Source organism: Mesorhizobium sp. M1348, assembly GCF_040317925.1.
Taxonomy (GTDB): domain Bacteria; phylum Pseudomonadota; class Alphaproteobacteria; order Rhizobiales; family Rhizobiaceae; genus Mesorhizobium.
Window position 1 is genome coordinate 18,347 of the sequence record NZ_JAMYLH010000025.1, and the last position, 24,240, is coordinate 42,586.

The following is a 24,240-nucleotide window of genomic DNA, read 5'->3' on the forward strand; positions in this document are numbered from 1 at the left end:
ACAGGCCGTTGCGCCGCGCGTAACGCGCACTGTCCGGCGCAAGGTTTGCACCCTATGTCCCGACCTTCGAGGCGGTAGCGCCTGCAAACTAGAATTGGACCGAAGATGAACTATGCCAATTTTCCTGTCGACAAGAGGACGCCATTGCCGGCTTCAAATGCGGCAAACGCCGAAGACTTCATCGACATCGAGCGCCTGCTTGGCATGGCCGCGCGGCAGGCGAAAGTGGTTGCCGCCTGCGCCGTCATCGGTCTCTTTCTCGGCGTGCTCTACTTGCAGACGACGCCTCCTACTTATGTGGCGACGAGCAGCGTGCTGATCGACGAAGGCTTGAACAAGGTCGTCGACGACATTTCGGCGGCGTCGGTCAGCATGCAGACCGACTCCGCCGTTCTGAGCCAGATCGAAATTCTGCAGTCGGCCAGGCTGGCGGGGGTGGTCGTCGACAAGCTGAAGCTCGATCAGAACGACGCTTTTATGAACCCTCCGACATCGGCCATGTCGAAAGTGTCAGGCTTTGTACGCGGTATCATCCAGTCGGTCCGCCCCAAGCGCGCCGCTGGCACAACCGATGTCACTCAGCTTGATGCTGCGACGCGTGACGCGATCACCGCATCCTCGTCGCCCCGCGACTATGCAATCTTCAAACTGCAGAACCAACTCGACGCCGAGCGGATCGGCCGAAGCTTTGTCATCAGCATCTCCTTTCAGGCGACGGATCCGGCGCTCGCGACCGCCATCACCAAAGCCTATGCCGACGCCTATCTCGCCGATCAGCTCGATGCCAGCTTCGACGCGACCGAGCGGGCGGCGGTCTGGCTGCAAGGCCGGCTGACCGAGCTTCGTGAGAGCTCCCAGGCGGCCGCACTGGCGGTCGAAAAGTTCAGGGCCGAACATGGATTGGCGGTCAATGACGGCCAGTTGATCAGCGACAAGCAATTGTCCGATCTCAACACCCAGCTGATCGTCGCGCAGGCCGATACCGCACGTGCCGGCGCCCGCTATCAGCAGTACAAGTCGATCGTCGAAAGCGGCTCGGATAATGCGTTCAAGGACGCCGCGATATCGAACGACCAGCCGAGCAGCTCCGTCATCACGACGCTGAAGAACCGCTATCTCACCGTCGCCAAGCGGCAGCAGGACGTCGAAGCGAATTTCGGCCCGCAACATCCGCAGGCCGTCGCGCTCGCCAAGGAGAAGGCCGACATATCGGCGCAGATTTTCGGCGAGCTGAAGCAACTGACCGAAAGCTACCGAAACGAATACGAGGTCGCTCTGGCGCGCGAAACCGCGCTCCGCGCAAATGTCGCCTTGGCGGCTGGCAAGAGCTCCATCGACAACCAGTCGCAGGTCAAGCTGCGTGAGCTGGACCAGAAGGCGACGGCGCTGTCGACGCTCTACCAGACGTTCCTGAACCGCTATGAGGAGGCCGCCCAGCAGCAATCCTTCCCGGTCGGCAAGATCCGGGTCATCTCGGACGCGACGATGCCGCAGTCGGCCGCAACCCCGCGAACGGCCATCGTGCTGGGGCTTTCGCTGGCGCTTGGCGTAATGATGGGGGCAGGGGTTGGTGGTCTGAATGAATTCAGGGAACGCTTCTTCAGGACCGGCGAGGATGTGCGCGACCGTGTCGGCCTCAAATTCCTCGGCTATCTCCCGGTCATCGGCAAGGCTGGCAAGGATGACCAGCGCAATGGCGGTCAGCCTGACGTCAAAGTCGTTGAATCCAAGACCGCCAAGTCCTCCAAATCCCAGCCCTCCAAAACATTGTCGGCAGCCGAAAAACGTGCGCGGATGCGGGTAACCGTCGATGCACCGGCATCGATGTTCTCCGAGACGCTGCGCAACGCAAAGATCGCCTTCGACGTCGTGATGGAGGGCCAGGGCAGCCGGGTCATCGGCGTGGTCTCGGTGCTTCCCGGCGAAGGCAAGTCGACGGTGGCGGCCAATCTTGCCGGGCTGCTTGCCGTCAATGGATCGAGAACGCTGCTGATCGACGGCGACCTGCGCAATCCCGGCCTCAGCCGCAGCCTCGGTATGGAGGCCGAACAGGGCCTGATGGAAGCGGTGGTGAGCGGGCAGACGTGGCAGTCGGTCGGCAAGATCGACCGGCAGACTAAGCTGGCGATCATCCCGGCCGTCCTGCGTGGCCAGTTTTCGCATACCAGCGAGCTTCTGTCTTCAGCCGGCATGCGGCGTTTCATCGATAACGCCAAGGAAACCTTCGAATACATTATCGTCGATCTGCCGCCGCTCGGGCCTGTCGTCGACGCCAAGGCCTTCGCTCCGCTTGTCGACGGCTTCGTGCTGGTCACCGAGTGGGGACGCACGCCGCGTGCGATGGTGCAATCCGTGCTCAGCTCGGAGCCCTACATCGCCAAGAAGATCATTGGCGCGGTGCTGAACAAGGTCGAACTGAAGAAGCTGGCCAAGTATGGCGCGATCGGCGGCTCGGAAAAATTCTTCGACAAATATTCGAGCTACTATCTGGAAAAATCGGAAGCGCGCACCAAGGCGGCTGCCTGAGTGCAGTCCGCGCGTTTCGACCATTTTGCACCCCAGCGGAATCACCCGGCGTCGCAAATATTTATTGGGGTGTTGACGTTCTGAGATGCTTGCTGATGAAGCCAAGCTTCTCCAAGCCTCTGCGCACTTCCGGCGCCCGCATGAAAAGCCGCCACAACAGCCCTGTACGATGGTTCTCGATCATCGCGATGATTGGCCCCTGATTGATGGCCAGATAGGTTCGGGAGTACCAGTTGCGGCTTTCGCAAAACGCGTCGACAAAGCCGAAGCGGCCCCATATGCGTTTCCGAGGCTTGGTCAGGAAGCCACGCAGTGCGCGCATCGCCTCCGCCGGTGCATAAGGGAAGCTCGACAGGGCAGCAGACGGAGTGATTACGCCAAAGTCCCTGTCGGGTGCATGCGCGACGTATCCTCGCGGCCCATGGCTCGCGGTCAGACCCCAGCAGTCAGGGCCGTATCCCAGATGGCTATGGGGATTGCGAACGCAGTGCCGATAATTGATCTGCGTATGACGGAGGTTCTGTTGCCAGTAGTCGGCGTATCGGTCGCTTAGGCCTCGTGGATCGAGCCCGCAGAAGGAATATTGCGAAAAGAAGAGCGGACCACCAGAATCCATTCCCAATGGCAGGACGATCCCGTAATGATCGCGCCCGTTTCGAAAGTCGGATCCACCAGCAAAGCCTTCGTGATAGATGCCCGGATCAATGGGGTGGCGAGTTGATCCCGCCGCCAGCACGAAGGTGAGCATGCATTCGTTCCAACCCCTGATCGGGCTGTCCATCGCCCAGCCGTGGTTCGGGCTCCAGTGCCACATCAGTTGCCGGGCCCCGCGTGCGAACCAATTCCATTCGGCCGGCAGCAACAGCGCGTTCACGCGCTGGCGAAGGAGAACTTCCTCGGTTGCCATCTCGGCGAAGTACTCACGGGCGCAGATCAGACCTTGAAACAGGAAAGTGGTTTCGACCAGATCAGCGCCGTCATCCTTGCGACCGAATGGAATTGTCGCACCGGTACGGCCATTGACGAAATGCGGAAAAACGCCGTGGTAGCGCGGCGAGTTTTCCAGGAAATCGAGCATGCCATGCAGTCGCGGTAAAGCCGCAGCGCGGTCGATCCATTCCCGTTCGACCGCAACGATGATAGCTGCAATGCCAAAACCGGACCCCCCGATCGTCACCAGATCGTTGGCAGGATCACCTGTGGTCTTCTGCCGGTCGCGGGCAAGACCGCTGACGGGATGCGCGCCTTCCCAAAAATAGCGCACCGTCTGCCGCTGCACAGCATCCAACAGCGCATCATCGTCGAATTCGAAAGTATCTTCCGGAAGGTCGAGTGCTGGAATCATCGAGCCGGTGTTAGTGCCTCGGGTGCCCCAAGGCCATTCCTAAAACAATTGGGCACACGGACCGCCACTCACTGCTGCGTTTGGCCGATTCATTTCGCGACAGGTGGCTGGCAAACCGGTAGAAAGAAAATCAAGGGGACACGGCCCCTGGATTGGCCTCGAAGCCTATGTTCCACCCCATTGCGAATATCGAAGACGCGCAGACGCTGGCGCAGGCCATCGTCAATACGATCGTCGAACCCTTCCTCGTTCTCGATGAGAACTTTCGCGTGCTGGCGGCCAACCGCTCCTTCTATCAGACCTTCAGGGTCGACCCCGAGCAGACGCACGGCTCGCTGCTCTACGCGCTGGGCGACGGCCAGTGGGACATTCCAGCGCTTCACCTGCTCTTGGAGACGATCATTCCCGAGAAGACCGCCATGGACGGCTTCGAGGTCGAGCATGATTTCCCCGATATCGGCCGGCGCACGATGCTGCTCAACGCGCGAAAGGTCCTTTACGACCACAGTTCAGCCGCGACCATCCTGCTCGCCTTCAATGACATCACGGCGCGCCGCGCCATCGAAAGGGAAAAGGAAGAGCTTCTCGGCCGCACCGAAGACTTGCTGCGCCAGAAAGATGTGCTGCTGCGCGAAATGGAGCACCGGGTCGCCAACAGCCTACAGATCATCGCCAGCATTTTGCTGCTGAAGGCTCGGTCCGTCACCTCAGATGAAACGCGGCAGCACCTGAAGGATGCCCATCAACGCGTGCTGTCGGTGGCCGAAGTGCAACGGCATCTCCATGCCTCAACCGGTGCCGACGAAATCGAGGTTGGTTCTTATCTGTCGAAGCTTTGCAGCAGTTTGGCCGCTTCGATGATCGGGGAAACACAGGCTATTGCCGTCAACGTCATGGCGGAAAATGGAAGGATAGATTCCCAGAAGGCGGTGAGCCTTGGCCTGATCGTAACCGAGCTCGTTCTCAACGCCATCAAGTATGCATTCTCGACAGAAAAGGTCGATGCGCTGATCTTGGTGACCTATGAGACCGATGCTGAGGATTGGAAGTTGACCGTATCGGACAACGGGTGGGGCAAACCCGTTGGCGACATTCCATGTGCGGGACTGGGGACAGCGATCGTGGAGGCACTTGTCAAACAGCTTGAAGCACGCATTGACACCGTCACGGGCAACACTGGCACGACGATCGCCGTTACCAGAGCGACATTCACGTCGCGGATGCCGAAAGCAGCATAGCTTGGTCGCTTGGCGTAGGCTTTAAGCGGTTATCCGAATAGTGCCTCGAAGATCGTCCCATCATGTGGGTGTAGCTCGAATGTTTCGAAGCCGCTCGCGAGCGGCTGCCGCTGATGTTCCTATTCTGTGTGCTATAGGTTCTGTTTAATTGGAGAAAAACCGATGCAGCGGACCGTGACGGTAATCGAGAAAATTACGGGCCGGGTGATCGGCGCGTATCCGGTCGATCTTTCGGGCCAGGATCACCAGACTTCCGATGATCAGTATTTTGCCAAAGCATTCGAAGCCGCCGTCGACGGCGGCCTTATTACGGAGGCTGAAGCGCACGCTGTCGAATTCCGTCTGGAATAGACACTCAAGCCGAGATCCACGCTACGTTCGCCTTTCCTTCGCCGCCTTGGCGCCGCTACGAAAAACCCCGCGCGATGCGGGGTTTTTGATGCGGTAAAAAACCTTACGTCTCAGTACGGCGAATTACACAGCTGCCGAGGGCCATAGCTAGGCTGGAATGTATCGTCTGAAGCTCGATAGCTCCGGTATCGGTCATAGCACCACTGTACATGCGAATCGCCGCGACTGACCCGGTTCTGGTTGTTGTTGATGATCACGCCGCTGATCACCGCGCCGGCAGCGAAGGCCGCCAGCGGAAACCAGTAGTCACCATGGCGGCGATAGCCGCGATGGTATTCACGATAGCCGCGATGACCGTTCCAGTTCACGCCATCGTTGCGCGAAAAATTGCGATTGCGGTTGAATTTCCGCTTCATCCACGGCTTGTAGTCGACCGTCGCCACATCGGACGAAACGGAAGGTGTTTGCGGCAGGAACAGTTGAGCTGCGCCGGCTGACCCGGCTGCCGTCACGAATGAAACTGACAACGTGGCCGCGAGCAAACCCGATAATATCTTGTTCATAAATCTCCTTTGAAGGGATGGTTGATATCCCTCTTCGAATTTAAAACGATTTAAAGAGGTCAAGGTTGCATGGCGTGTCAGACAGCTTTCGACACCGCCAGCCAGGCTGTTCGAATCACTCGCCAGGTGCTACGGCTCGAGCAAGCATGGGCAATCTTCACGCAGCGCGGTGTTGCTGGCTTGTTTTTCTACGTTTCATACAGTGAGGGACAATGGCCGGCACTCCTTTGATCAGCATTCTGATCACTTTCCTTGTAATCATTCTGGTGCTGTATCTGGTCAACCGGCTGCCGCTTGATGGTCGTACTCGTCAGATTGCCCAAATTATCGTGATCATTATCGGCATCATTTCGCTGCTGAAGTACCTCGCAGTGTTTTAAGCCACCATGATTGCGATATGCGACGCTGCTGGCGTCCGACTGAGCAGGACAACCCAGCGCTTTGGGCCTACTCGTGCGTAGTAGGCTCGAGACCTTCCCGCTCAGGAAAATATCAGCCTGGCGCGCTTGTCGATGATCCTGAGGGCGGTTAGCCGGCCGCTTTGGAACGCGCCGGTGTCGATGCCAAGCCGGCGCCCCTCGAGCTGCGGAATGTCGACGGGCGTATGCCCATGCACGACGTAGCGGTCGAGAAGATGCGCGGCTTCGAAAAATTCCGAGCGGATGTTGAGCAGGTCGTTCTCGTCCTGCGCGGCCAGCTCGATGCCCGGCCTGATGCCGGCATGAACGAACACGAATTTCGCCGAACAGACCATGACCGGCAGCGCGCGCATGAAGCTGATATGGCCGGCGGGAATGATCTCCCGAATGCGCCGGTCGACCTCCTCGCTTGAACCGTAGAGATCGGCCATGCGCGACGGATCGACGCCGTAGGAAAACAGCGTTTGCAGGCCGCCTATCGCCAGCCACGACTCTCGCGAAATGATCCCGTCGACGTAGTTCAGCATCACGACTTCGTGGTTGCCGGCAAGGCAGATGCGCTGGAAGCCTTGGAGTGGCGGCGCCAGCAGATGATCGAGCACACGCGCCGACTGAGGCCCGCGATCGACGTAGTCGCCGAGCATGATGATGAGCTTGCGCCCTTCGAAGGATGCCGAATCGAGCAGGATCTTCTGCTCCAGCGCGCGGAGTTCCTTGTAGCAGCCATGCACGTCGCCGATCGCATAGACGACTGTGCCCCGCATATCGATCTCCAGCCGCTGGCGTGCCGCGGCCTGGGGCTTTCTCGATCGCTGGAACAGGGTCACGTATGGCATCTCGCATGGCTGTGGGTGCGCCTCGATTTCGGAACAACATGGCGACACACCGCGTGGATACCATGTCCGGCGCCGGTCGTTCCATACCGGAGCTTCGGACGCAACTCGGCTTCGGCGTCCCTACAGGCCGATGCCGCGGCGGTTCAGCGCGGCGGTGATCTCGTCGAGGATGGCCGGGTCGTCGATCGTTGCCGGCATGGCCCATTCCTCCTTGTCGGCAATCTTCTGCATGGTGCCGCGCAGGATCTTGCCGGAGCGCGTCTTCGGCAGGCGCTTGATCGTCACCACCGTCTTGAAGGCAGCGACCGGGCCGATCCGTTCGCGCACCAGCGTGACCGCCTCGTTTTCGATGATGCCGGCGTCGCGGTCGACGCCGGCATTCAGCACGACGAAGCCGAGTGGAACCTGGCCTTTCATCGCATCGGCAATGCCGACGACGGCGCATTCGGCAACATCGGGATGCGCGGCCAGCACCTCCTCCATGGCGCCGGTCGACAGCCGGTGGCCGGCGACATTGATGATGTCGTCGGTGCGGGCCATGACATAGAGATAATCGTCATCGTCCATCATGCCGGCATCCGCGGTTTTGTAGAAGCCGGGGAACTCCTCGAGATAGGCTTGGCGAAACCGCTCGTCGGCATTCCACAGCGTCGGCAGGCAGCCGGGGGGCAACGGCAATTTCACCACGACATTGCCAAGCGTGCCGCGCTTGACCTCATGCCCGGCATCGTCCAGCACGCGAATGTCGTAGCCAGGCATCGGCACGCCGGGCGAGCCGTATTTGACCGGCAAAAGGCCCAGTCCGGCGGGGTTGATGGTCATCGGCGAGCCGGTCTCCGTCTGCCACCAATGGTCGACCACCGGCACGTTCAATTTCTGCTCCGCCCATTTGATGGTTTCCGGATCGGCGCGCTCGCCGGCGAGGAACAGCGTGCGGAATTTGGACAGGTCGTATTTCGGGGCGAATTCGCCTTTCGGGTCCTGTCCTTTGATGGCGCGAAAGGCGGTTGGTGCGGTGAACAGCGCAACCACCCCATGCTCGGCGATCACGCGCCAATAGGTGCCGGCGTCGGGCGTGCCGACCGGCTTGCCCTCGAACAGCACGGTCGTGCAGCCATGCAGCAGCGGGCCGTAGACGATATAGGAATGGCCGACTACCCAGCCGACATCGGAAGCCGCCCAGAACACTTCGCCCGGCTTGACGCCGAACTCGTTTTCCATCGACCATTTCAGCGCGACCATATGGCCGCCATTGTCGCGCACGATGCCCTTCGGCTGGCCGGTCGTGCCCGACGTGTAGATGATGTAGAGCGGATCGGTGGCAAGCACCGGAACACAGTCGACATTGGCGCCGGCGGCCCGCTCACGCGCCACGGCGTCGGCATAGTCGATGTCGTAATTTTCCCTGAGCTCGCAGCGCAGCTGGTCGCGCTGCAGGATGAGGCACCTTTCGGGCTTGTGCCGCGACATCTCGATCGCCTTGTCGAGCAGCGGCTTATAGGCAACGACACGCCCGGGCTCCAGGCCGCAGGACGCAGAGATGATCAGCTTCGGCTTGGCATCGTCGATGCGCGTGGCGAGCTCATGCGAGGCAAAGCCGCCGAAGACAACCGAGTGCACGGCGCCGATCCGCGCGCAGGCAAGCATGGCGAAGGCTGCTTCCGGCACCATCGGCATGTAGATGATGACGCGATCGCCTTTTTGGATGCCGCGGTTCTTGAGCACCGAGGTCAGCGCGACCACCTCGCGCTTCAGCTCGGCGTAGGTGAATTTCGTGATTGTGCCGGAAATCGCGCTGTCATGGATCAACGCGATCTGGTCGGCGCGACCGCCCGTCACATGACGATCGACGGCATTGAAGCAGGTGTTGCACGAGGCGCCATTGAACCATCGGCCATAGACGCCGGCATTGGCGTCGAACACGGTCTCGAAGGGCGAGAACCAGGCGATTGCACTCGCTGCATCGGCCCAGAATTTTTCCGGGTCGCGTTTCCAGTCGTCATAGACCTCATGGTAGCGTGACGCCATCCAGCTTCCTCCCCAGGAATGTTTGCTGTCCTTGAAATAGCGTATGCTGGTTTGTGTAACCATGTATTTGTGCGTTTCGTTTGCCGTCGTTCTAACTTGGCCGCAAGTGCGGGTCATGGTGGTCTGGGGGCCGGTATCGGCCGAATTTTCGGCATTAGGGGCAGGGCGCGATGAAATTGCGATGCGAGCTTGGGTTTTCCGTGGTTGCGATGCTGGCGTTGGTGCTCGCTTCATCTGCTCAGGCCGGCGACGCGGCGGCCCGGCGCGTCATCGGCTTTTCGCCCGACGGCAACTACTTCGCCTTCGAACAGTACGGCACGCTCGATGCCGGTGCTTCGGATTCGGGCTGGTCGGAGATCGACATCATCGACACGCGCACCGATGAGTTCGTCGGCGGCAAGCCGATCGTCATCGTCGACGAGACGGAGGATGCGACACTGACGCTTGCGCAGGCGCGGGAGCGTGCCGCGGCGCAGGCGGCGCCCTTGCTGGCCAAATATGCCATAGCGCCGCGCGGCGAGCGGACGGGCTTAGACAAATTCACCTTTCCCGACGACTTGGTCGCCTACAACGACATTGCGCGCCTCGAGCAGGTTTCGCAGAAATGGCTTTCGCCGGCTTATGACGAGCTTGGCATTTCGACCATCCAGCTCGAGCAGATCCTTGCCGATAGTACTGCGGATTGTTCAGCGAGTTTCGACGGGACGCAGCAAGGCGAGACGATCGGCAAGGCGCTCGGCTTTCGCCTGACGCTGCAGGGTCAGGACGGCAAGCCGATCAAGCTGCTCCATGAGGACAAGGCGGTGCCCGGTTCGAGGAATTGCCCGACTTCCTACAGCCTGTCGGAATCTTACGCATTCACCCCGGATGGAAAACCGGGCGTGCTTGTCGTGCTCGTGCAGCGCTTCAGTCAGGGATTTGAAGGGCGCGACCGCCGTTTCATCGCCGTGACTGGCCAGGCGCGCTGAGGCAACGCGCTGAGAAGTAGTCCGCTACCCGAGTTGTTGTCCCTAGAGCGGGAGGGCAGCGAGCATAAGGCCGACCCCACCGGCGATCAGCAAGGCGGCTGCCAGCATCTTTCCATGGCGCTCGAAACCCGTCGGCGCCCGATCCCAATTGTAACGCATCCTCGAACTCCCCAAACCCGCAGATCCTTTATCTTACGCAGGGTGAGGAGGGCAACTGTCTGACGATGCGCGGCGTTGCCGATGTCGGTCCTATCACCGACTATTTCTGGGACATCCTGCGCCGCTACATGCCCCAGCGCAGCGCGGCCGTATGTACCGGTGCATCCCACCAAACAGCCGCCTCGTCGTCGAGCATGCTCAGCGTGATCGAACAGCCGGCCATGTCGAGCGAGGTCACATAGGATCCGACCAGCGAACGGGCCACCGTCACGCCGTGCTTCTCGAAGATTTTGCGGGCGCTGTTGTACATCAGATAGAGCTCCATCAACGGTGTGCCGCCAAAGCCGTTGACGAAGAGTAGCGCCTGGCCTCTGGCACCGTCGCCCAGGTCACCCAGGATTGCGGTACAGATCTCCTCGGCGATAGCATCGGCGCTCTTCAATGTGTCGCGCCGCCTTCCGGGCTCGCCATGGATGCCAACCCCGAACTCCATCTCGCCGTCGCCGATATCGAAGGTCGGCTTGCCCGCCGCCGGCACGGTGCAACTGGTCAGCGCCACGCCCATCGAGCGCGTCGCGCCGTTGACGCGCTCGCCCAGCGCCTTCAACGGCTCCAGTGGCATGCCTTGTTCGGCTGCCGCGCCGACGATTTTCTCGACCACCAGCGTACCGGCGACGCCGCGCCGGCCGGTGGTGTAGGACGAGTTTTCGACCGCGACGTCGTCATTGGTCACGATTTGCATCACGCCTTCCGTCATTTCAGCGGCCATGTCGAAATTCATCACGTCGCCCTCGTAGTTCTTGACGATGAACAGGCAGCCGGCGCCCGTATTGACGGCTTCGGCCGCCGCCATCATCTGGTCAGGCGTCGGCGAGGTGAATACCTGGCCGGGGCAGGCGGCATCCAGCATGCCATGCCCGACGAACCCGCCATGCAGCGGCTCGTGACCCGAGCCGCCACCGGAGATCAGCGCCACCTTGCCCGGCTTGAGCACCTTGCGGCGGACAAATTTGTGCTCCTCGCCAAGCGCCAGGATGTCGGCATGCGCGGCAACGAAGCCGTCGAGGCTCTCGGTCAGCACCGTATCGACCGAATTCAGAAATTTCTTCATGGCTGTCCTCCCGAAATAGCCCAGCGTCAGCTGCCCTTGCCGGCGATGCTGGTGATCTTCTGGATGAAATCGTTGACCGCCCGGTCGAGCGCCGCGTTCTGCTTGTCGTCGCCGAAATCGGGAACGATCAGCGAGACATGGCGTGTCTTGCGCATGCCTGCAGCCAGCGACATCTTTCCCGGATGCGCCCGATGATATGCGTCAAGGAAATGATCGCGTTCGGCCGAGCTGAAATGGCAGACCGAGAAGATAGCCGGCAAATGCTTCGATGGTATCGGCGTCGAATAGGCCGGGCTGGAAATCTGCGTGACGAAGCTGCGGTGCTTGCCCAGCGCGTCGGCGAGGCGCTGGCGCATGCCGGATGGGCGCTGGTCGATCACCTGCGACAGGATCGTCTTGTAGGCGCGGATCGCCTCTTCGGGGCCGGATTGCGACGCCTTGTCTGCCATGCCGGGGCCTAGATCGAAACGTCCGCGATGGCCGCCTTAGCCATCGCGAGTTGGGCGGGAGCGACGGAGAGGTCACGCAGGCCGGCTTCGAGCAGCGCCGGGATCGAGGCGGGGTCGCCGCCGGCATCGCCACACAGGCTGACCGGGATATTATGCTCGCGGCCGAAGGCGGCAACGGAGGCGATCAGCCGGAGCACGGCCGGGTGCCTGACGGAATTCAGATGTGCGACAGAAATGTTGTCGCGAGCGGCGGCCATCACGTATTGGGTCAAATCATTCGAACCGATCGAGAAGAAGGCGGCCCTGGCGAATGCCTCCGGCGCAATCGCCACCGACGGCACCTCGACCATGATACCAAGCGGCGGCATTTTTTGCGCGATGCCGCACGCCAAAAGGTCAGCCTGCTCCTCTGCGAACAGCGCGGTGGCGCGTCCATACTCTTCCGGGACGGCGATCATCGGGAACATCACCTTCAGATTGCCGTGCATGGCGGCGCGTAGCAAGGCGCGGATCTGCACGCGAAAGACCTCTGGGCGCGCCAGCGACAGCCTGATCCCGCGCAGGCCAAGGAATGGATTACCTTCCTCGACGGTCAGGCCCGGCACAGGCTTATCGCCGCCCGCATCGACGGTACGGATCGTTACCGGCCTGTCGCCTGCCCATTCCAGCACTTTGCGGTAGGCGCGATATTGCGTCTCCTCGTCCGGCAGTGTCTTGCCGAACAGGAATTCGGTCCGCATCAGCCCGACACCGTCGCAGGTCGCGACATCGATGGTGTCGACATCGGACGGATCGGCAATATTCACCTGCATCCGGACCGCTATGCCGGTCTTCGTTGCCGCCGGCCTTGTCAGATAGGCTGCCGCTTTGCCGCGATGCGCTGCGAAAGACAACGACGATCGCCGGAATATGGCGATCTCCGCTTTCGAAGGCGCCAACACGATGCCGCCATGTTCGGCATCGAGCAGTGCGATTCCGGTAAGGTGAGCCGGCGAAGCACCGGGCCCGGCCACCCCATGCGCCACGAGTCCAAGCCCCACCACCATTGGCACGCCGCGCGAGCGTGCCAGCATTGCGACATGACTTGCGGCACTTCCGGCTGTAAGTGCTATGCCGCCGCCGGCACTCCAGTCGGTTTCGAGGAAGCGCGTCGGTGCGATATCCTCGCCGTAGAAGATCGCACCCGCCGGTGCGGCAATGTCGCCGCCCCCGGTCAGCGCGCGCAGCACCTGGTCGCGTATATCGCGCATATCGGCCGCACGCGCCCGGAAATAGTCCTGGTCGGATGTTTCATAGCCGGCGATCTCGGCGTCGAGCGCTGTTCGCCAAGCCACATCAGCAGCCATGCCCTCGGCGATGTGCGAAAAAGCCGGGCCGGTCAGCGCGTCGTCCTCCAGTATGGCGAGCTGGAATTCGAGGATCCCGGCCGCCTCGCTGTCGCTGGTTTCGATCAATGTCGCGAGCCGGCCTGCGGCAATGGAGATGGCGGCCTCAAGCGCCGCTTTCTCGTCCGCGGCAGTCGCCTTGCGGACATAACGCACAGTAGCCTGGTCCAGATCGAACAGCGGCCCCTCGGCATAGCCGGCCGATGCCGAAATGCCCTGCAGCCTAAGCGGTTCGGGCATGGTCCTTGCCTTCGTCGAAATCGCGCCGCACCAGCTCGACCAGCGCGCCGACCGCCTCACCGGCGCCGTCCCCTCTGGCTCTGATATGCAGGACAGTACCTTTCGGCGCTTTCGCAGCCATTACCTTAACGATGCTCTTGGCGTCGAGCCACGGTCCGTTGGCGGCGAGCGCAATCTCGATGTCGGCCGAAAACGTCTTGGCAAGCTTGGTGAACTTCACCGAAGGACGCGCATGCAGTCCCACCTCATGGGTGATCAGGACGCTGGCTTCGGCTGCTGCGGACATGCTTGTCAAAATTCCCGTTCATTCACGACGGCGACAATTCGTGCGCCGTCGCCACCACTTCCTTGAGCGAGGCGCCGCCGGAAGCCTCGGTCGCCGCCATCACCGCGCCTTCGACGATCGGCGCATTGCAGACGATGATCTTCTGGGCGCGTGGTTCGCCGATCATCTCGACCGCCATCTCGCTATTGGTCTCGGCACCGCCGAGATCGACGAGGATCGCGACACCCGCCTCCGACCAAGCCTTGTCGATGGCGCCCATGATCGCCTCGACGTTGGTTCCCAGCCCGCCATGGCCGTTTCCGCCGCACCATGCAAGCGGCACTTCGTTGCCAACCATCTGCCGCACCATGTCGGCGGTGCCTTCGGCGACCAGCGGCGAATGCGATACGATGACGATGCCGACATTGCTCATGCGCGCCTCTCGATTGCTTCGGCTACGGCCCGCACCAGAAGCGCGGTCGAGCGTGCGCCGGCATCCATATGACCGATCGAACGGTCGCCAAGGAATGAGGCGCGCCCACGCAACGCCTTCATCGGCACGGTCGCCTCGGCTGCACTGTCGGCAATGTTGACGATGTCCGCTGCCGTCTTTCCCTGCAGGAGGGCCTCATGCACCGGCTGCAGCACGTCGAGCATGGTCTTTTGCCCGGCCTGCGACTTGCCTCTGGCGGCCACCGCTTCGATAGCCTTGCCGAAGGCCGCCGCCAGATTGGCGCGATCCGGCGCGGCGGAAATCTCGTTGCCGAGCGCCATGAACAGCGTGCCGAACAAGGGACCGGAGGCTCCGCCGACGGTCATCACCAGCTTGGTGCCGATCGCCTTCAGCGCCTCGGGCAACGGCTTTGCCGCGAACGCACCGGCCTCGGCTCGCACGGCCTCGAAGCCGCGTTTCATGTTGAGCCCATGGTCGCCGTCGCCGATCGCCTGGTCGAGCCTGGTCAGCTCTTCGGCATGGGCGGCGATGGTGTTTGCCGACGCCTCGATCAGCCTGGAGAGATCCGCTACCGCCATGTCACCCATGCTCCTGGCCCCTGCGCCGCCGGCAGTACGAGAAAATTGCATATCCGGCAATTGAAGCATTCTTTTCCCCAGTCAAGCGGGTTCGAGCAACGCGGCGAGGGCAGTGAAGACCTCGGCGACGGCAAAGGCGCCGGGGTCGACCACGCCGTCGAGCTGGCTGCCAATATAGGCGGACCGCCCGGCCTTGGCCTTGCGCATGGCCGCGGTGGCCTCGGCTCCGCGTTGCGCCGCGACCGCCGCATCTTCCAGACTCCCCCTATCCAGCGCCCTCAAGGCGGGTTCCAGGGCATCGATCATCGTGCGATCGCCGATCCTCGCTCCGCCATAGAAGGACATCCGATCCAGGCCGGCGAGAAGTGCCTTGGGAGGCGTTTCGCCAGACTGCAGCGCCTGCGCGGCGGCGGTGAAGAAGATCGACAACAGCACGCCGCTAGAGCCGCCCATGCTGGCGCTCAGGATGTCGCCGACGGCGGCGAGCGTTGCGGCAGGGTCGGCGAGCGGCAGTGTCGCAACGCGGCCAAGCACGCTGCGCGCACCGGCCGCCACAGTCGATCCGGTGTCGCCGTCTCCAGCCTTGGCGTCCAGTCCGTTCAACGCGCCTTCAAGCGAGATCAGCCGTTCGCAGACCGCGACCACCAGCCGCTCGGTGCGCGCGTCCTGGCTGGCTTTCGACGCGTTGTCCGGGCCGGCAGCTTTGGCCACCGGCACGACGCTCGTTGGGCGAACGGCTCTTGCCGGCAGCCAGGCGTGAGGGCCGACCGGCGCCCGCAAGGCTGCTTCGCGCGGCGCATCGAGCCGGATCAGCGACAGAGAAAAGCCGTTCATGTTGAGCGCGGTCATAAGCTGCCCGGGCCCGATCGTCAGCGTCACCTTTCGTGCCAGCGGTGAAGCCAACACCGCATTGGCGACAAGCAACATTTCCAGCGGTGGCACCGAACCGAGATTATTGATCAGCAAGGCGTAGTCGCTGGCGGGATCGAGCCGCGCGGCAAGGCGCTCCGACATGATCGCAACCAGCGCTTCGGCACTTTGCACCGCAATCCGCTCAACGCCCGGTTCGCCATGGATGCCGAGGCCGAGTTCAGCGTCCTCGGCGCCAAATCTTTCGTCATGGCTCTGGCCGGGGATCGAGCAGGATGACAGCGATATGCCGAGGGAAACGATGTCCGCCGCCGCGGCCCGCGCCGCCGCGGCAACCCCCGCCAGATCAACGCCTGCTTCCGACAGATGGCCGGCGATCTTGTGAACGAACAAGGTGCCGGCAACGCCACGCGGCTGGGCAATGTCAGGGAGGGCAATGTCGTCGGCGACGATCACCATCTCGACGCGGAAGCCTTCGGCGCGCGCCTTCTCGGCGGCCAAGCCGAAGTTGAGGCGATCGCCGGTATAGTTCTTGACGATCAGCAGGCATCCGGCGGGACCGGTCACCGTGCGGATGGCGGCCAATACCGCTTCCACGCTCGGCGAAGCAAAGATCTCGCCCGAAACCGCCGCCGTCAGCATGCCCATGCCGACGAAACCGGCATGCGCGGGTTCGTGCCCGGCCCCGCCGCCGGAAATGACCGCGACCTTGGTCTTATCCCAGTCCGCGCGGAGAATGACCTTGATCTCGGGATAGCCGTCGAGGCGAGCGAGATCGCCGGCGCCGGTCGTGCCGAGAAAGCCGTCCAGGGCCTCAGTTACGATCGTATCCCTGCGATTGAAAAAATGCTTCATCGAATTGGTCCAGTCCGGTGCCCGAAATTGCCGGTTGAAAGGTGCCAGGAAAACACTCGCGCAGCGCTCACATCAGCCGTCGCCCATCGGCGCCGAAATACAGCGGCGAGCGATAGCGGATCATGATCTTGTCGCCCTGCGCCAGGTCGGTGTCGGGGTCGGTCAGCGTCACCAGCTTCTTGGTCCCCACCGTCACGTGCAGATGGTTCTGGTCGCCGAGATGCTCGACCCAATCGACGACGCCGTCGGCATGGCCGTTCGCGGCCTTCTCGATCGAAAGATGTTCGGTACGCGCACCGATTGTCTTGGTTCCCGCCGGCGCGCCGCCATCCGGCAGCAAGCCGACCGGCAACAAATTGATGGCCGGTTGGCCGAGCCTTGCCGCGACGTGAAGGTTTGCCGGCTCAGAATAGATCGTGCGCGGGGAACCAATCTGCACCAGCACGCCGTCGGCGAGGATGCCGATGCGGTCGGCCATGGTCATCGCTTCGATCTGGTCGTGTGTGACGTAGAGCATTGTAGCGCCGAGTTCGGCCTGGATGCGCTTCAGCTCGAGCCTGAGATCGGCGCGCAGCTTGGCGTCGAGCGACGACAGCGGCTCGTCCATCAGGTAGATCGACGGCTTGCGCACCAAAGCGCGGCCGATGGCGACGCGCTGCATCTCGCCGCCCGAGAGTTTGGTCGAGCGATTATTCAGCTTGTGGTGGATGCGCACCATCTTGGCCACATCCTCGACGCGGCGGCGGATCTGGTCCTCCGGCATTTTCCGCGCCGGCGAGCGCAGCGGAAAGGCGAGGTTGTCGTAGACCGACAGATGCGGATAGAGCGAATATTGCTGGAACACGAAAGCGGTGTCGCGCTCGGCCGGCGACAGCGTCGTCGTGTCGTGGCCGGCAATATGGATCGAGCCCGCTTCGGGCCGCTCCAGCCCGGCGATCAGCCTGAGCGTCGTCGTCTTGCCGGCGCCGGTCGGCCCGAGCAGCACGACGAATTCGCCGTCGGCGATATGCAGGTCGAGATTGTCGACGGCGACATGCTCGCCAAAAACCTTGGTCACGCCTTTGATGTGAACGTCAGCCATGATGCGCTCTCCCCTGGGAGGCCGAGTCATGGATTTCGGTGCGCACCGCACGGCCGGATCCTTTTGCGAACAGCGACAGCCGCGCGCTGCTCAGCGCCAGGCCGACATGATCGCCCGGATTGAGCCGGATTTCGGCCGGCACCCTGGCCTTGATGATGCCGTCTGCCGTCTCCACCGCCACAATCTGCGTGGTGCCGAGATATTCGGTGCCATAAATGGCGCCGCGCAGCTTCGAAGCGTCGTCGAAACGGATGTGCTCCGGCCGGATGCCAAGCGCCATCTCGGCCGGCGCAACATCCTCGCGCACCTCCGGCACGGCCACCTTCGCGCCTTGCACAACAATTTCCCTGGTACCCTTTGAAAGCCCGCCGCCGAAGCTGAGGAAATTCATCGGCGGCGAGCCGATGAAGTCGGCGACGAACATCGTTGCCGGCCGATCGTAGATCTCACGCGGCGTGCCGAACTGCTCGATGACGCCATGGTTCATCACCGCGATCTTGTCGGCCATCGACATCGCTTCCATCTGGTCATGCGTGACATAGACGGTGGTGGCGTGGATGCGGTTGTGCAGTTCGCGCAGCTCATGGACCATCAGGTCGCGGAATTCGGTGTCGAGCGTGCCGAGCGGCTCGTCCATCAGGAAACACTTTGGCCGCCGCACGATGGCGCGGCCGAGCGCAACGCGCTGGCGGTCGCCGCCGGCAAGCCCGGAGACGGATTTGTTAAGCAGATGGTCGATCCGCAAAAGCTTCGCCGTCTCTTCCACCCTGGCCCGGATTTCGGCGCCTGGCATGCCTTGCGCCAGCAGTGGAAAGCCGATGTTCTTCCGCACATTCATGTGCGGATAGAGCGCGAACAGCTGGAAGACGAAGGCGATGTCGCGCTCGCGGGCACGCCGCATGGTGACGTCCTCGCCGCCAAGCAGGATCTTGCCGCCGGTCGGCAGTTCGAGCCCGGCGATCATGCGAAGCGTCGTCGTCTTGCCGCAGCCCGACGGCCCCAGCATGACGAAGAATTCGCCGTCCTCGACGACGAAGTTGGAATCTTGCACGGCGACGAAATCGCCGAATGCCTTCCTCAGATGTTCCACCCTGATCTCGGCCATCGTCTACTCCGGAAATTTCGAGACGATGATGAACATCGCCGTGCCGGCCAGCATGGTGATGAAGGAATAGGTGTAGAGCGCCAGCGCGAAGGGTTGGAACAGCATCAGGAAGCCGATGGCGATGATCGCGGTGGCGACGTTTTCCATCAGCCCGCGCCTGGCCCAGACGGGCCAGCGCGATTTGCGTTTAGTGGTCAGGTTCATTTGCGCACCGCGCCGAAGGTGATGCCGCGCAACAATTGCTTGCGAAGCAGGATGGTGAAGACCAGGATCGGCACCAGGAAGATCGTCGTGCCGGCAGCTACCGCCGGCCAGTCCTGGCCGCCTTCGCCAATGATGGTCGGGATGAAGGGCGGCGCGGTCTGCGCCGTGCCCGAAGTCAGCAGCGCGGCGAAGGCATATTCGTTCCAGGCAAAGATCAGGCAGAAGATGGCTGTTGCGGCAATGCCGGTGGTCGCCTGCGGCAGCACGGTCCGCCAGAACGCCTGCAGCCTGGTGTAGCCGTCGATCATCGCCGCTTCTTCGTATTCGCGCGGGATCTCGTCGATGAAGCCTTTCAGCAGCCACACCGCCAAGGACACGTTGACGGCCGTATAGAGCAGGATCATGCCGAGCGCCGTGTCCGACAGGCCAAGCTCGCGATACATCAGGTAGATGGGAATCGCGACCGCGATCGGCGGCATCATGCGCGTCGACAGGATGAAGAACAAAAGGTCGTCGGCGAGCGGCACTTTGAAGCGCGAAAAACCGTAGGCCGACAGCGTGCCGAGGAACACCGCGCAGAAGGTCGAGCCGAAGGCGATGATCAGCGAATTGACGAAGCGCGGCATGAAGTTCGACGGGCCGGCGATGACCATATTGCGCTTGCGCACCGTCGCATCGCAGAGGCCGGCCGCTGGCCCCAGCGAGTTGATGTATTCCGGCGTCTGCCTGGTCCGCGTCGTGAACAGGTTGCAATAGCCTTCGAGGCTGGGCTGGAACAGGATCTTCGGCGGGTAGGCGATCGAATCCGGCGGCGTCTTGAAGCTGGTGGCGAAGATCCACAGCAGCGGCACGATCGAGATCAGCGCGTAGACGACGATGATCGTGCCGGCGACGCGCTTCGACGTGGCCGACGGTGCGACAACGGAGTGGGCTGACGTCAGGCTCATCTCTGCTTCACCTTGTTCAGCGCCTTGACGTAGATGTTGGCCAGCCCGAACACCGCGACGAACAGGATGATTGCGAAGGCCGAGGAATAGCCCGTCCGCCAGCTTTCGAAGGCCTGCCGCTTCAGCGTGATCGAGGCCACTTCGGTGGTCGATCCCGGCCCGCCGCCGGTGAGCAAATTGACCATGTCGAACATCTTGAAGTTCTCGATGCCGCGAAACAGCACCGCCAGCATGATGAAGGGCAGCGCCATCGGCAGTGTGATCGACCAGAACTGCCGCCAGTTGGAGGCGCGGTCGACCTCGGCCGCTTCGTAGATGTATTCGGGGATCGAGCGCAGGCCGGCGAGGCAGATCAGCATCACGTAAGGCGTCCACATCCAGGTGTCGACGATGATGATCGACCATGGCGCCAGTGACACGTTGGAGAGCATGCTGATCTGCGTTGCCGGGATGCCGGTGACGAACGAAACGGCGTAGGCGAACAGCCCGATCTGCGGCTCGTAGAGGAAGCGCCAGAAATTACCGACCACCGCCGGCGACAGCATCATCGGCACCAGGATGATTGTCGTCCAGAAGGCGTGGCCACGAAACTTACGGTCGATCAGCCAGGCCAGCGTGAAGCCGATCAGCGTCTGCAGCAGGATGGTCCAGAACACGAAATGCGCCGTCGTCTGCATGGCGATCCAGATGTCCTGGTCGGCGAGGATGCGCTTGTAGTTGGCCAGCCCGAGATTCTTCACAACCTCGTTGGGGCGATTGGCGCGAAAATTGGTGAAGGACAGATAGATTGCCCAGAACAGCGGAAAGATGTTGATGGCTAGAAGCAACAGGATCGTCGGCGAGATGAACAGCCAGGCGAGGCCCTTGTCGCTGATGCCCCGGACCTTGCGGGCCAACGGCTCGGGCGTAGCCCGGGCAACGCTGTCCGCCGTCCGATTGAGCATGGTCAGTCCCGCTTCGGTCACTTGGTTCGTCTCGACAATGGAATTTATCTGAACTGTGTCCCGTGCCAAGGGTGGCACGGGACGGTTCGGTCATGGGCTCGGGAGGAGCCGGTTACATTTTGCCGTCGTCCTGGAAGACCTCGGTCCAGTCCTTGACGAGGCCGTCGAGGGCATCCTTGGCCGAGCCTTGCCCGGCGACGACATAGTCGTGGAAGCGCTTCTGCGACGCCTGCAGCAGCGGCGCGTAGCTCGGCTCGGCCCAGAAGTCCTTCACGATTGCCATCGAGTCGAGGAAGGTCTGCGCATAGGGCTGGCTGGCCGGGAAGCCCGGGTCCTTGACAACCGCGTTGAGGCAGGAATAGCCGCCGAGCGACCACCATTTGGACTGCACGTCCTTGTTGGCGAACCATTTGATGTATTTGAGCGCGGCTTCCTGCTTGTCGGAATAGGAGACCACCGAGATGCCCTGGCCGCCGAGCTGGGCGAACTGGTCGCCGTCCGGACCTTTGGGATTGACGAAATAGCCGATCTTGTCGCCGCCGACATTCTCGTCCTTCTGCAGGCCTGGCCAGGTGAAGGCGAAGTTCATGTGCATTGCCACCTGGCCGGATTTGAAGGCATCGACGCCTTCGCCCATGTAGCTGTTCGAGGCGCCGGGAGGGGTGCAGCAATCGTAGAGGGCTTTGTAGAACTCCAGGCCCTTCACCGATTTATCGGAGTTGACGAAGCCTTCCATCTCGTAGGGCTTTTTCGGGTTTTCGTACTGGAAGCCGAAGCTGTAGAGCACGTCCATGGCGCCCATGGTGATGCCTTCCGAGCCGCGCTCGGTGTAGATCGACGCGCCATAGACGGTCTTGCCGTCGATGTCGCGCTTCTGGAAGAATTCGGCGATCTGCTTCAGCTGGTCGAAGGTCGTCGGCGGGCCAAGATCCCAGCCGTACTTTTCCTTGAATTCCTTCTGCAGCTCCGGCTTAGAGAACCAGTCCTTGCGGTAAGTCCAGCCGACGACGTCGCCCATGGCCGGCAGCGCCCAGTAATTCGGCGAGTTCTTCGGCCATTCCGAGTAGCCGACGACGGTCGCCGGCACGAAATCGTCCATGCTGATCTTCTCCTTGTCGAAGAAGTCGTTCAGCTTGACGTAATGGCCGTTCTCGGCGGCACCGCCGATCCACTGGCTGTCGCCGATGATGAGGTCGCACAGCTTGCCGTGCGAATTCAGCTCGTTGAGAAAGCGGTCGGCATAGTTGGTCCACGGCACGAATTCGAATTTCATGCCGATGCCGGTTTCCTTGGTGAAGTCCTTGGACAATTCCACAAGCGCGTTGGCTGGGTCCCAGGCTGCCCAGCAAAGCGTCAGATCTTCTGCCTGCGCGACGTTCGAAACGGCTGTCGACGCAAAGAGTGTCGAGGCCAGTCCCAACGTCAGTTTCAAGGTCGATTTCATGCCTTCCTCCCATTTGCGAAACGCGTCCGGATGACGGTTTCAAGAGCCCGCTAAACCCCTCCTCCGGGGCCCAAACACAACGACGCGGCGGCGCACCGGATGTTTAGTAATTTGTTTAGTGATGCAATTTTTACTAAACAAGGCAAGCGAATTCGTTGCTGCATCGCAGCATGCTGGATAGGAAAGCAACGTGAGAAGTTGCGGCGACCTGCCTAGGTCACCGTCTTGTTGCTGACCGCCACCGGACGGATCACCGGGGCCAGCGGCACCAGCGCGCGGATATCGGCGAAGGGGAAGACCGGCTCGAAGCGGAAGGCCTCGGCGAACGATCCGGCTGGGCCGTTGCACTGGCCGGCGCGAAAGGCGTTCTGCGTGCGCGCCGCGTCGACGAAACGCTCGGGATCCTGCGACTGGTGCGCCCGGATCGCCTCCGCCTTGAGATCGAAATACCTGGAGGTATCGACGTAGTGCGTTGGCGAAAACCCGGTGCCGGCGAACGTGTCGGCATGCAGCACCGGCACGGAAAATGATGCCGCGATGCGCATGCCATCCGACAGCGCGCGGTGGTCGCCATGATAATCGTTCGGCGCATGGGTGATCGCCAGATCCGGCCCCATCTCGCCAATCAGTGCTTTCAGCGCCCCGATCAGCGCGGCATCCGCCACCAGCGCGCCATCGGGAAAGTCGAGGAAGCGCGGCGTCACGCCAAGCAGGCCGGCCGCCGCCGTCGCCTCTTTGCGGCGCGTGCGGGCAAGCGCGGCCGGATCGCCGTAGCCGCCCCTGGCGCCATCCGTGGCTATGGCAAAAAAGAGTTCTGCGCCTTGCGCGGCATAGGCCGCCATCGTACCGAACATGAAGATCTCGATGTCGTCCGGATGCGCGCCAAGCGCCAGTATCTTCACTCTCATCTCTCCCGGAAACGGAAAAACGTGCCCAACGGAATTCTGCTCGCTCTCATCGCCTATGCAAGCTATTCGTGCAGCGACGCCGTTGTCAAAAGCCTGGGCGGGCAGTTCAACGTCTTCGAGATCGGCTTCTTCTCGACATTGTTTGCCGGCTGCTTTCTGCTCTTTGCCAGGCCGCCAAGCGAGCGCTGGCGCGATTTCTGGCGCACGACCCGGCCGTGGGCGGTACAGGCCCGCGCCTGGGCCGGCATCGCCTCGGGCGTGCTCAGCGTCTATGCCTTCACCACCATCCCGCTGGCAGAAGTCTATGCGCTCATCTTCCTGGCGCCGCTGTTCGTCACCATCCTGGCTACGCTGGTCCTCAAGGAGAAGGTCGGCCCATGGCGATGGCTGGCGGTCGTCGCCGGCTTTGCCGGGGTCATGCTGGTCGTCAGGCCTGGGTTTCGCGAGTTGCAGCTTGGTCATCTGGCGGCGTTCATCATCGCCTTCCTGGCCGCCACCAATGTCATCCTGATGCGTTCGCTGGCCGCGCAGGAAAAGCGCACGACGATGCTCGGCGTGCTGATCGGCTACGGCCTGCTCTTCAACGGCGTCGGTGCGGCGGCCACCTCGTTCTCGCTGCCGGATGGCAGGCAATGGGCGTGGCTGGTGCTCGCCGGCGCCTTTACCGCCGGCGGTCAGCTGCTGCATCTGCTGGCGATCAAATACGCACCGGCCAACCGCATCGCGCCAACGCATTATTCGCAGATCGTCTGGGCGGTGATTCTAGGTGCGCTGTTCTTCAGGGAATATCCCGATTTTCTGTCGCTGGTCGGCTTGGCCGTGGTCGGTGGTTCCGGTCTGCTGACGATGGTGCGCGAGGAGGTGCGGCTCGGCACCGTGCGCTGGAACCCGTTTTCGCGGACCAGGCTTTGAGTCGGCGCGGAGGTTGCGCCGCGACCGCCACCGCTGATATGCGGTCGCTGCCAAC

At 62.1% G+C, this 24,240-nt stretch carries 24 protein-coding genes; 6 read left to right on the plus strand and 18 right to left on the minus strand.

The window, feature by feature from the left end:
- Positions 1-105: 105 nt before the first annotated feature.
- A complete protein-coding gene (locus tag NKH13_RS27835; protein ID WP_352915832.1) occupies positions 106-2,526 on the plus strand; it encodes a polysaccharide biosynthesis tyrosine autokinase in 2,421 nt (806 codons plus the stop codon).
- Positions 2,527-2,587: 61 nt separating this feature from the next.
- Here NKH13_RS27835 and NKH13_RS27840 read toward each other — a convergent pair whose 3' ends face one another.
- Positions 2,588-3,871, minus strand: coding sequence for a glucoamylase family protein (locus NKH13_RS27840; protein ID WP_352915834.1), 1,284 nt, complete (start codon positions 3,869-3,871; stop codon positions 2,588-2,590).
- Positions 3,872-4,038: 167 nt separating this feature from the next.
- On the opposite strand from NKH13_RS27840, the gene NKH13_RS27845 reads away from it, so the two are divergent.
- Complete coding sequence (locus NKH13_RS27845; RefSeq protein WP_352719329.1) at positions 4,039-5,109, plus strand: sensor histidine kinase; 1,071 nt, start codon at positions 4,039-4,041, stop codon at positions 5,107-5,109.
- A 162-nt stretch (positions 5,110-5,271) separates the two neighbouring features.
- Positions 5,272-5,460 carry a hypothetical protein gene (locus tag NKH13_RS27850; protein ID WP_352665441.1) on the plus strand — a complete coding sequence of 63 codons (189 nt, stop codon included), beginning with the start codon at positions 5,272-5,274 and terminating at the stop codon, positions 5,458-5,460.
- A 110-nt stretch (positions 5,461-5,570) separates the two neighbouring features.
- Here the strand turns inward: NKH13_RS27850 and NKH13_RS27855 are convergent, their stop codons facing one another.
- Positions 5,571-6,023: a BA14K family protein gene (locus tag NKH13_RS27855; protein ID WP_352719267.1), complete on the minus strand. Its 453-nt coding sequence runs from the start codon at positions 6,021-6,023 to the stop codon at positions 5,571-5,573.
- Positions 6,024-6,235: 212 nt separating this feature from the next.
- On the opposite strand from NKH13_RS27855, the gene NKH13_RS27860 reads away from it, so the two are divergent.
- Positions 6,236-6,403: a Thivi_2564 family membrane protein gene (locus NKH13_RS27860; protein WP_192356189.1), complete on the plus strand. Its 168-nt coding sequence runs from the start codon at positions 6,236-6,238 to the stop codon at positions 6,401-6,403.
- A 101-nt stretch (positions 6,404-6,504) separates the two neighbouring features.
- On the opposite strand, the gene NKH13_RS27865 is transcribed toward NKH13_RS27860, so the two are convergent.
- Together NKH13_RS27865 and NKH13_RS27870 are read right to left on the minus strand one after the other, a co-directional pair.
- On the minus strand, positions 6,505-7,206 hold the full coding sequence (locus tag NKH13_RS27865) for a metallophosphoesterase family protein (RefSeq protein ID WP_352719268.1): 702 nt from the start codon (positions 7,204-7,206) through the stop codon (positions 6,505-6,507).
- Positions 7,207-7,398: 192 nt separating this feature from the next.
- Positions 7,399-9,306, minus strand: a complete 1,908-nt coding sequence (locus NKH13_RS27870) for a propionyl-CoA synthetase (RefSeq protein WP_352719269.1) — start codon at positions 9,304-9,306, stop codon at positions 7,399-7,401.
- Between the two features lie 170 nt (positions 9,307-9,476).
- On the opposite strand from NKH13_RS27870, the gene NKH13_RS27875 reads away from it, so the two are divergent.
- Positions 9,477-10,274 carry a DUF2259 domain-containing protein gene (locus NKH13_RS27875; RefSeq protein ID WP_352915838.1) on the plus strand — a complete coding sequence of 266 codons (798 nt, stop codon included), beginning with the start codon at positions 9,477-9,479 and terminating at the stop codon, positions 10,272-10,274.
- 283 nt (positions 10,275-10,557) lie between these two features.
- On the opposite strand, the gene dhaK is transcribed toward NKH13_RS27875, so the two are convergent.
- The 14 genes from dhaK to NKH13_RS27945 form a co-directional block, all read right to left on the minus strand.
- Positions 10,558-11,544, minus strand: a complete 987-nt coding sequence (dhaK, locus tag NKH13_RS27880) for a dihydroxyacetone kinase subunit DhaK (RefSeq protein ID WP_352719270.1) — start codon at positions 11,542-11,544, stop codon at positions 10,558-10,560.
- Positions 11,545-11,570: 26 nt separating this feature from the next.
- Positions 11,571-11,993, minus strand: a complete 423-nt coding sequence (locus tag NKH13_RS27885) for a hypothetical protein (protein ID WP_352719271.1) — start codon at positions 11,991-11,993, stop codon at positions 11,571-11,573.
- 8 nt (positions 11,994-12,001) lie between these two features.
- Positions 12,002-13,618, minus strand: a complete 1,617-nt coding sequence (gene ptsP, locus NKH13_RS27890) for a phosphoenolpyruvate--protein phosphotransferase (protein ID WP_352719272.1) — start codon at positions 13,616-13,618, stop codon at positions 12,002-12,004.
- A complete protein-coding gene (locus NKH13_RS27895) occupies positions 13,602-13,904 on the minus strand; it encodes an HPr family phosphocarrier protein (protein ID WP_352719273.1) in 303 nt (100 codons plus the stop codon). Before NKH13_RS27895 ends, ptsP begins: the two co-directional genes overlap by 17 nt.
- A 22-nt stretch (positions 13,905-13,926) precedes the next feature.
- Positions 13,927-14,316 (minus strand): dihydroxyacetone kinase phosphoryl donor subunit DhaM, encoded by a 390-nt coding sequence (dhaM, locus tag NKH13_RS27900; RefSeq protein WP_292659370.1) that lies wholly within the window; start codon positions 14,314-14,316, stop codon positions 13,927-13,929.
- Positions 14,313-14,915 carry a dihydroxyacetone kinase subunit DhaL gene (dhaL, locus tag NKH13_RS27905; RefSeq protein WP_352719274.1) on the minus strand — a complete coding sequence of 201 codons (603 nt, stop codon included), beginning with the start codon at positions 14,913-14,915 and terminating at the stop codon, positions 14,313-14,315. Before dhaL ends, dhaM begins: the two co-directional genes overlap by 4 nt.
- An 81-nt stretch (positions 14,916-14,996) precedes the next feature.
- A complete protein-coding gene (locus NKH13_RS27910; RefSeq protein ID WP_352719275.1) occupies positions 14,997-16,640 on the minus strand; it encodes a dihydroxyacetone kinase subunit DhaK in 1,644 nt (547 codons plus the stop codon).
- 67 nt (positions 16,641-16,707) lie between these two features.
- Positions 16,708-17,721, minus strand: a complete 1,014-nt coding sequence (locus NKH13_RS27915) for an ABC transporter ATP-binding protein (RefSeq protein WP_023717962.1) — start codon at positions 17,719-17,721, stop codon at positions 16,708-16,710.
- A complete protein-coding gene (locus NKH13_RS27920) occupies positions 17,714-18,826 on the minus strand; it encodes an ABC transporter ATP-binding protein (protein ID WP_352719277.1) in 1,113 nt (370 codons plus the stop codon). Before NKH13_RS27920 ends, NKH13_RS27915 begins: the two co-directional genes overlap by 8 nt.
- A 3-nt stretch (positions 18,827-18,829) precedes the next feature.
- Positions 18,830-19,030, minus strand: a complete 201-nt coding sequence (locus tag NKH13_RS27925; protein ID WP_352665425.1) for a hypothetical protein — start codon at positions 19,028-19,030, stop codon at positions 18,830-18,832.
- A complete protein-coding gene (locus NKH13_RS27930) occupies positions 19,027-19,977 on the minus strand; it encodes a carbohydrate ABC transporter permease (protein WP_352719278.1) in 951 nt (316 codons plus the stop codon). Before NKH13_RS27930 ends, NKH13_RS27925 begins: the two co-directional genes overlap by 4 nt.
- Positions 19,974-20,921 (minus strand): carbohydrate ABC transporter permease, encoded by a 948-nt coding sequence (locus tag NKH13_RS27935; protein ID WP_302893612.1) that lies wholly within the window; start codon positions 20,919-20,921, stop codon positions 19,974-19,976. Before NKH13_RS27935 ends, NKH13_RS27930 begins: the two co-directional genes overlap by 4 nt.
- Positions 20,922-21,033: 112 nt before the next feature.
- Positions 21,034-22,365: an ABC transporter substrate-binding protein gene (locus NKH13_RS27940; protein WP_352719279.1), complete on the minus strand. Its 1,332-nt coding sequence runs from the start codon at positions 22,363-22,365 to the stop codon at positions 21,034-21,036.
- A gap of 212 nt (positions 22,366-22,577) precedes the next feature.
- Positions 22,578-23,267 (minus strand): PIG-L deacetylase family protein, encoded by a 690-nt coding sequence (locus NKH13_RS27945; protein ID WP_352719280.1) that lies wholly within the window; start codon positions 23,265-23,267, stop codon positions 22,578-22,580.
- Between the two features lie 27 nt (positions 23,268-23,294).
- Here NKH13_RS27945 and NKH13_RS27950 point away from each other — a divergent pair, with 27 nt between their 5' ends.
- The gene (locus tag NKH13_RS27950) at positions 23,295-24,185 is read left to right on the plus strand and encodes a DMT family transporter (protein WP_352915844.1); all 891 of its coding nucleotides are present in this window, start codon (positions 23,295-23,297) and stop codon (positions 24,183-24,185) included.
- Positions 24,186-24,240 lie beyond the last annotated feature (55 nt).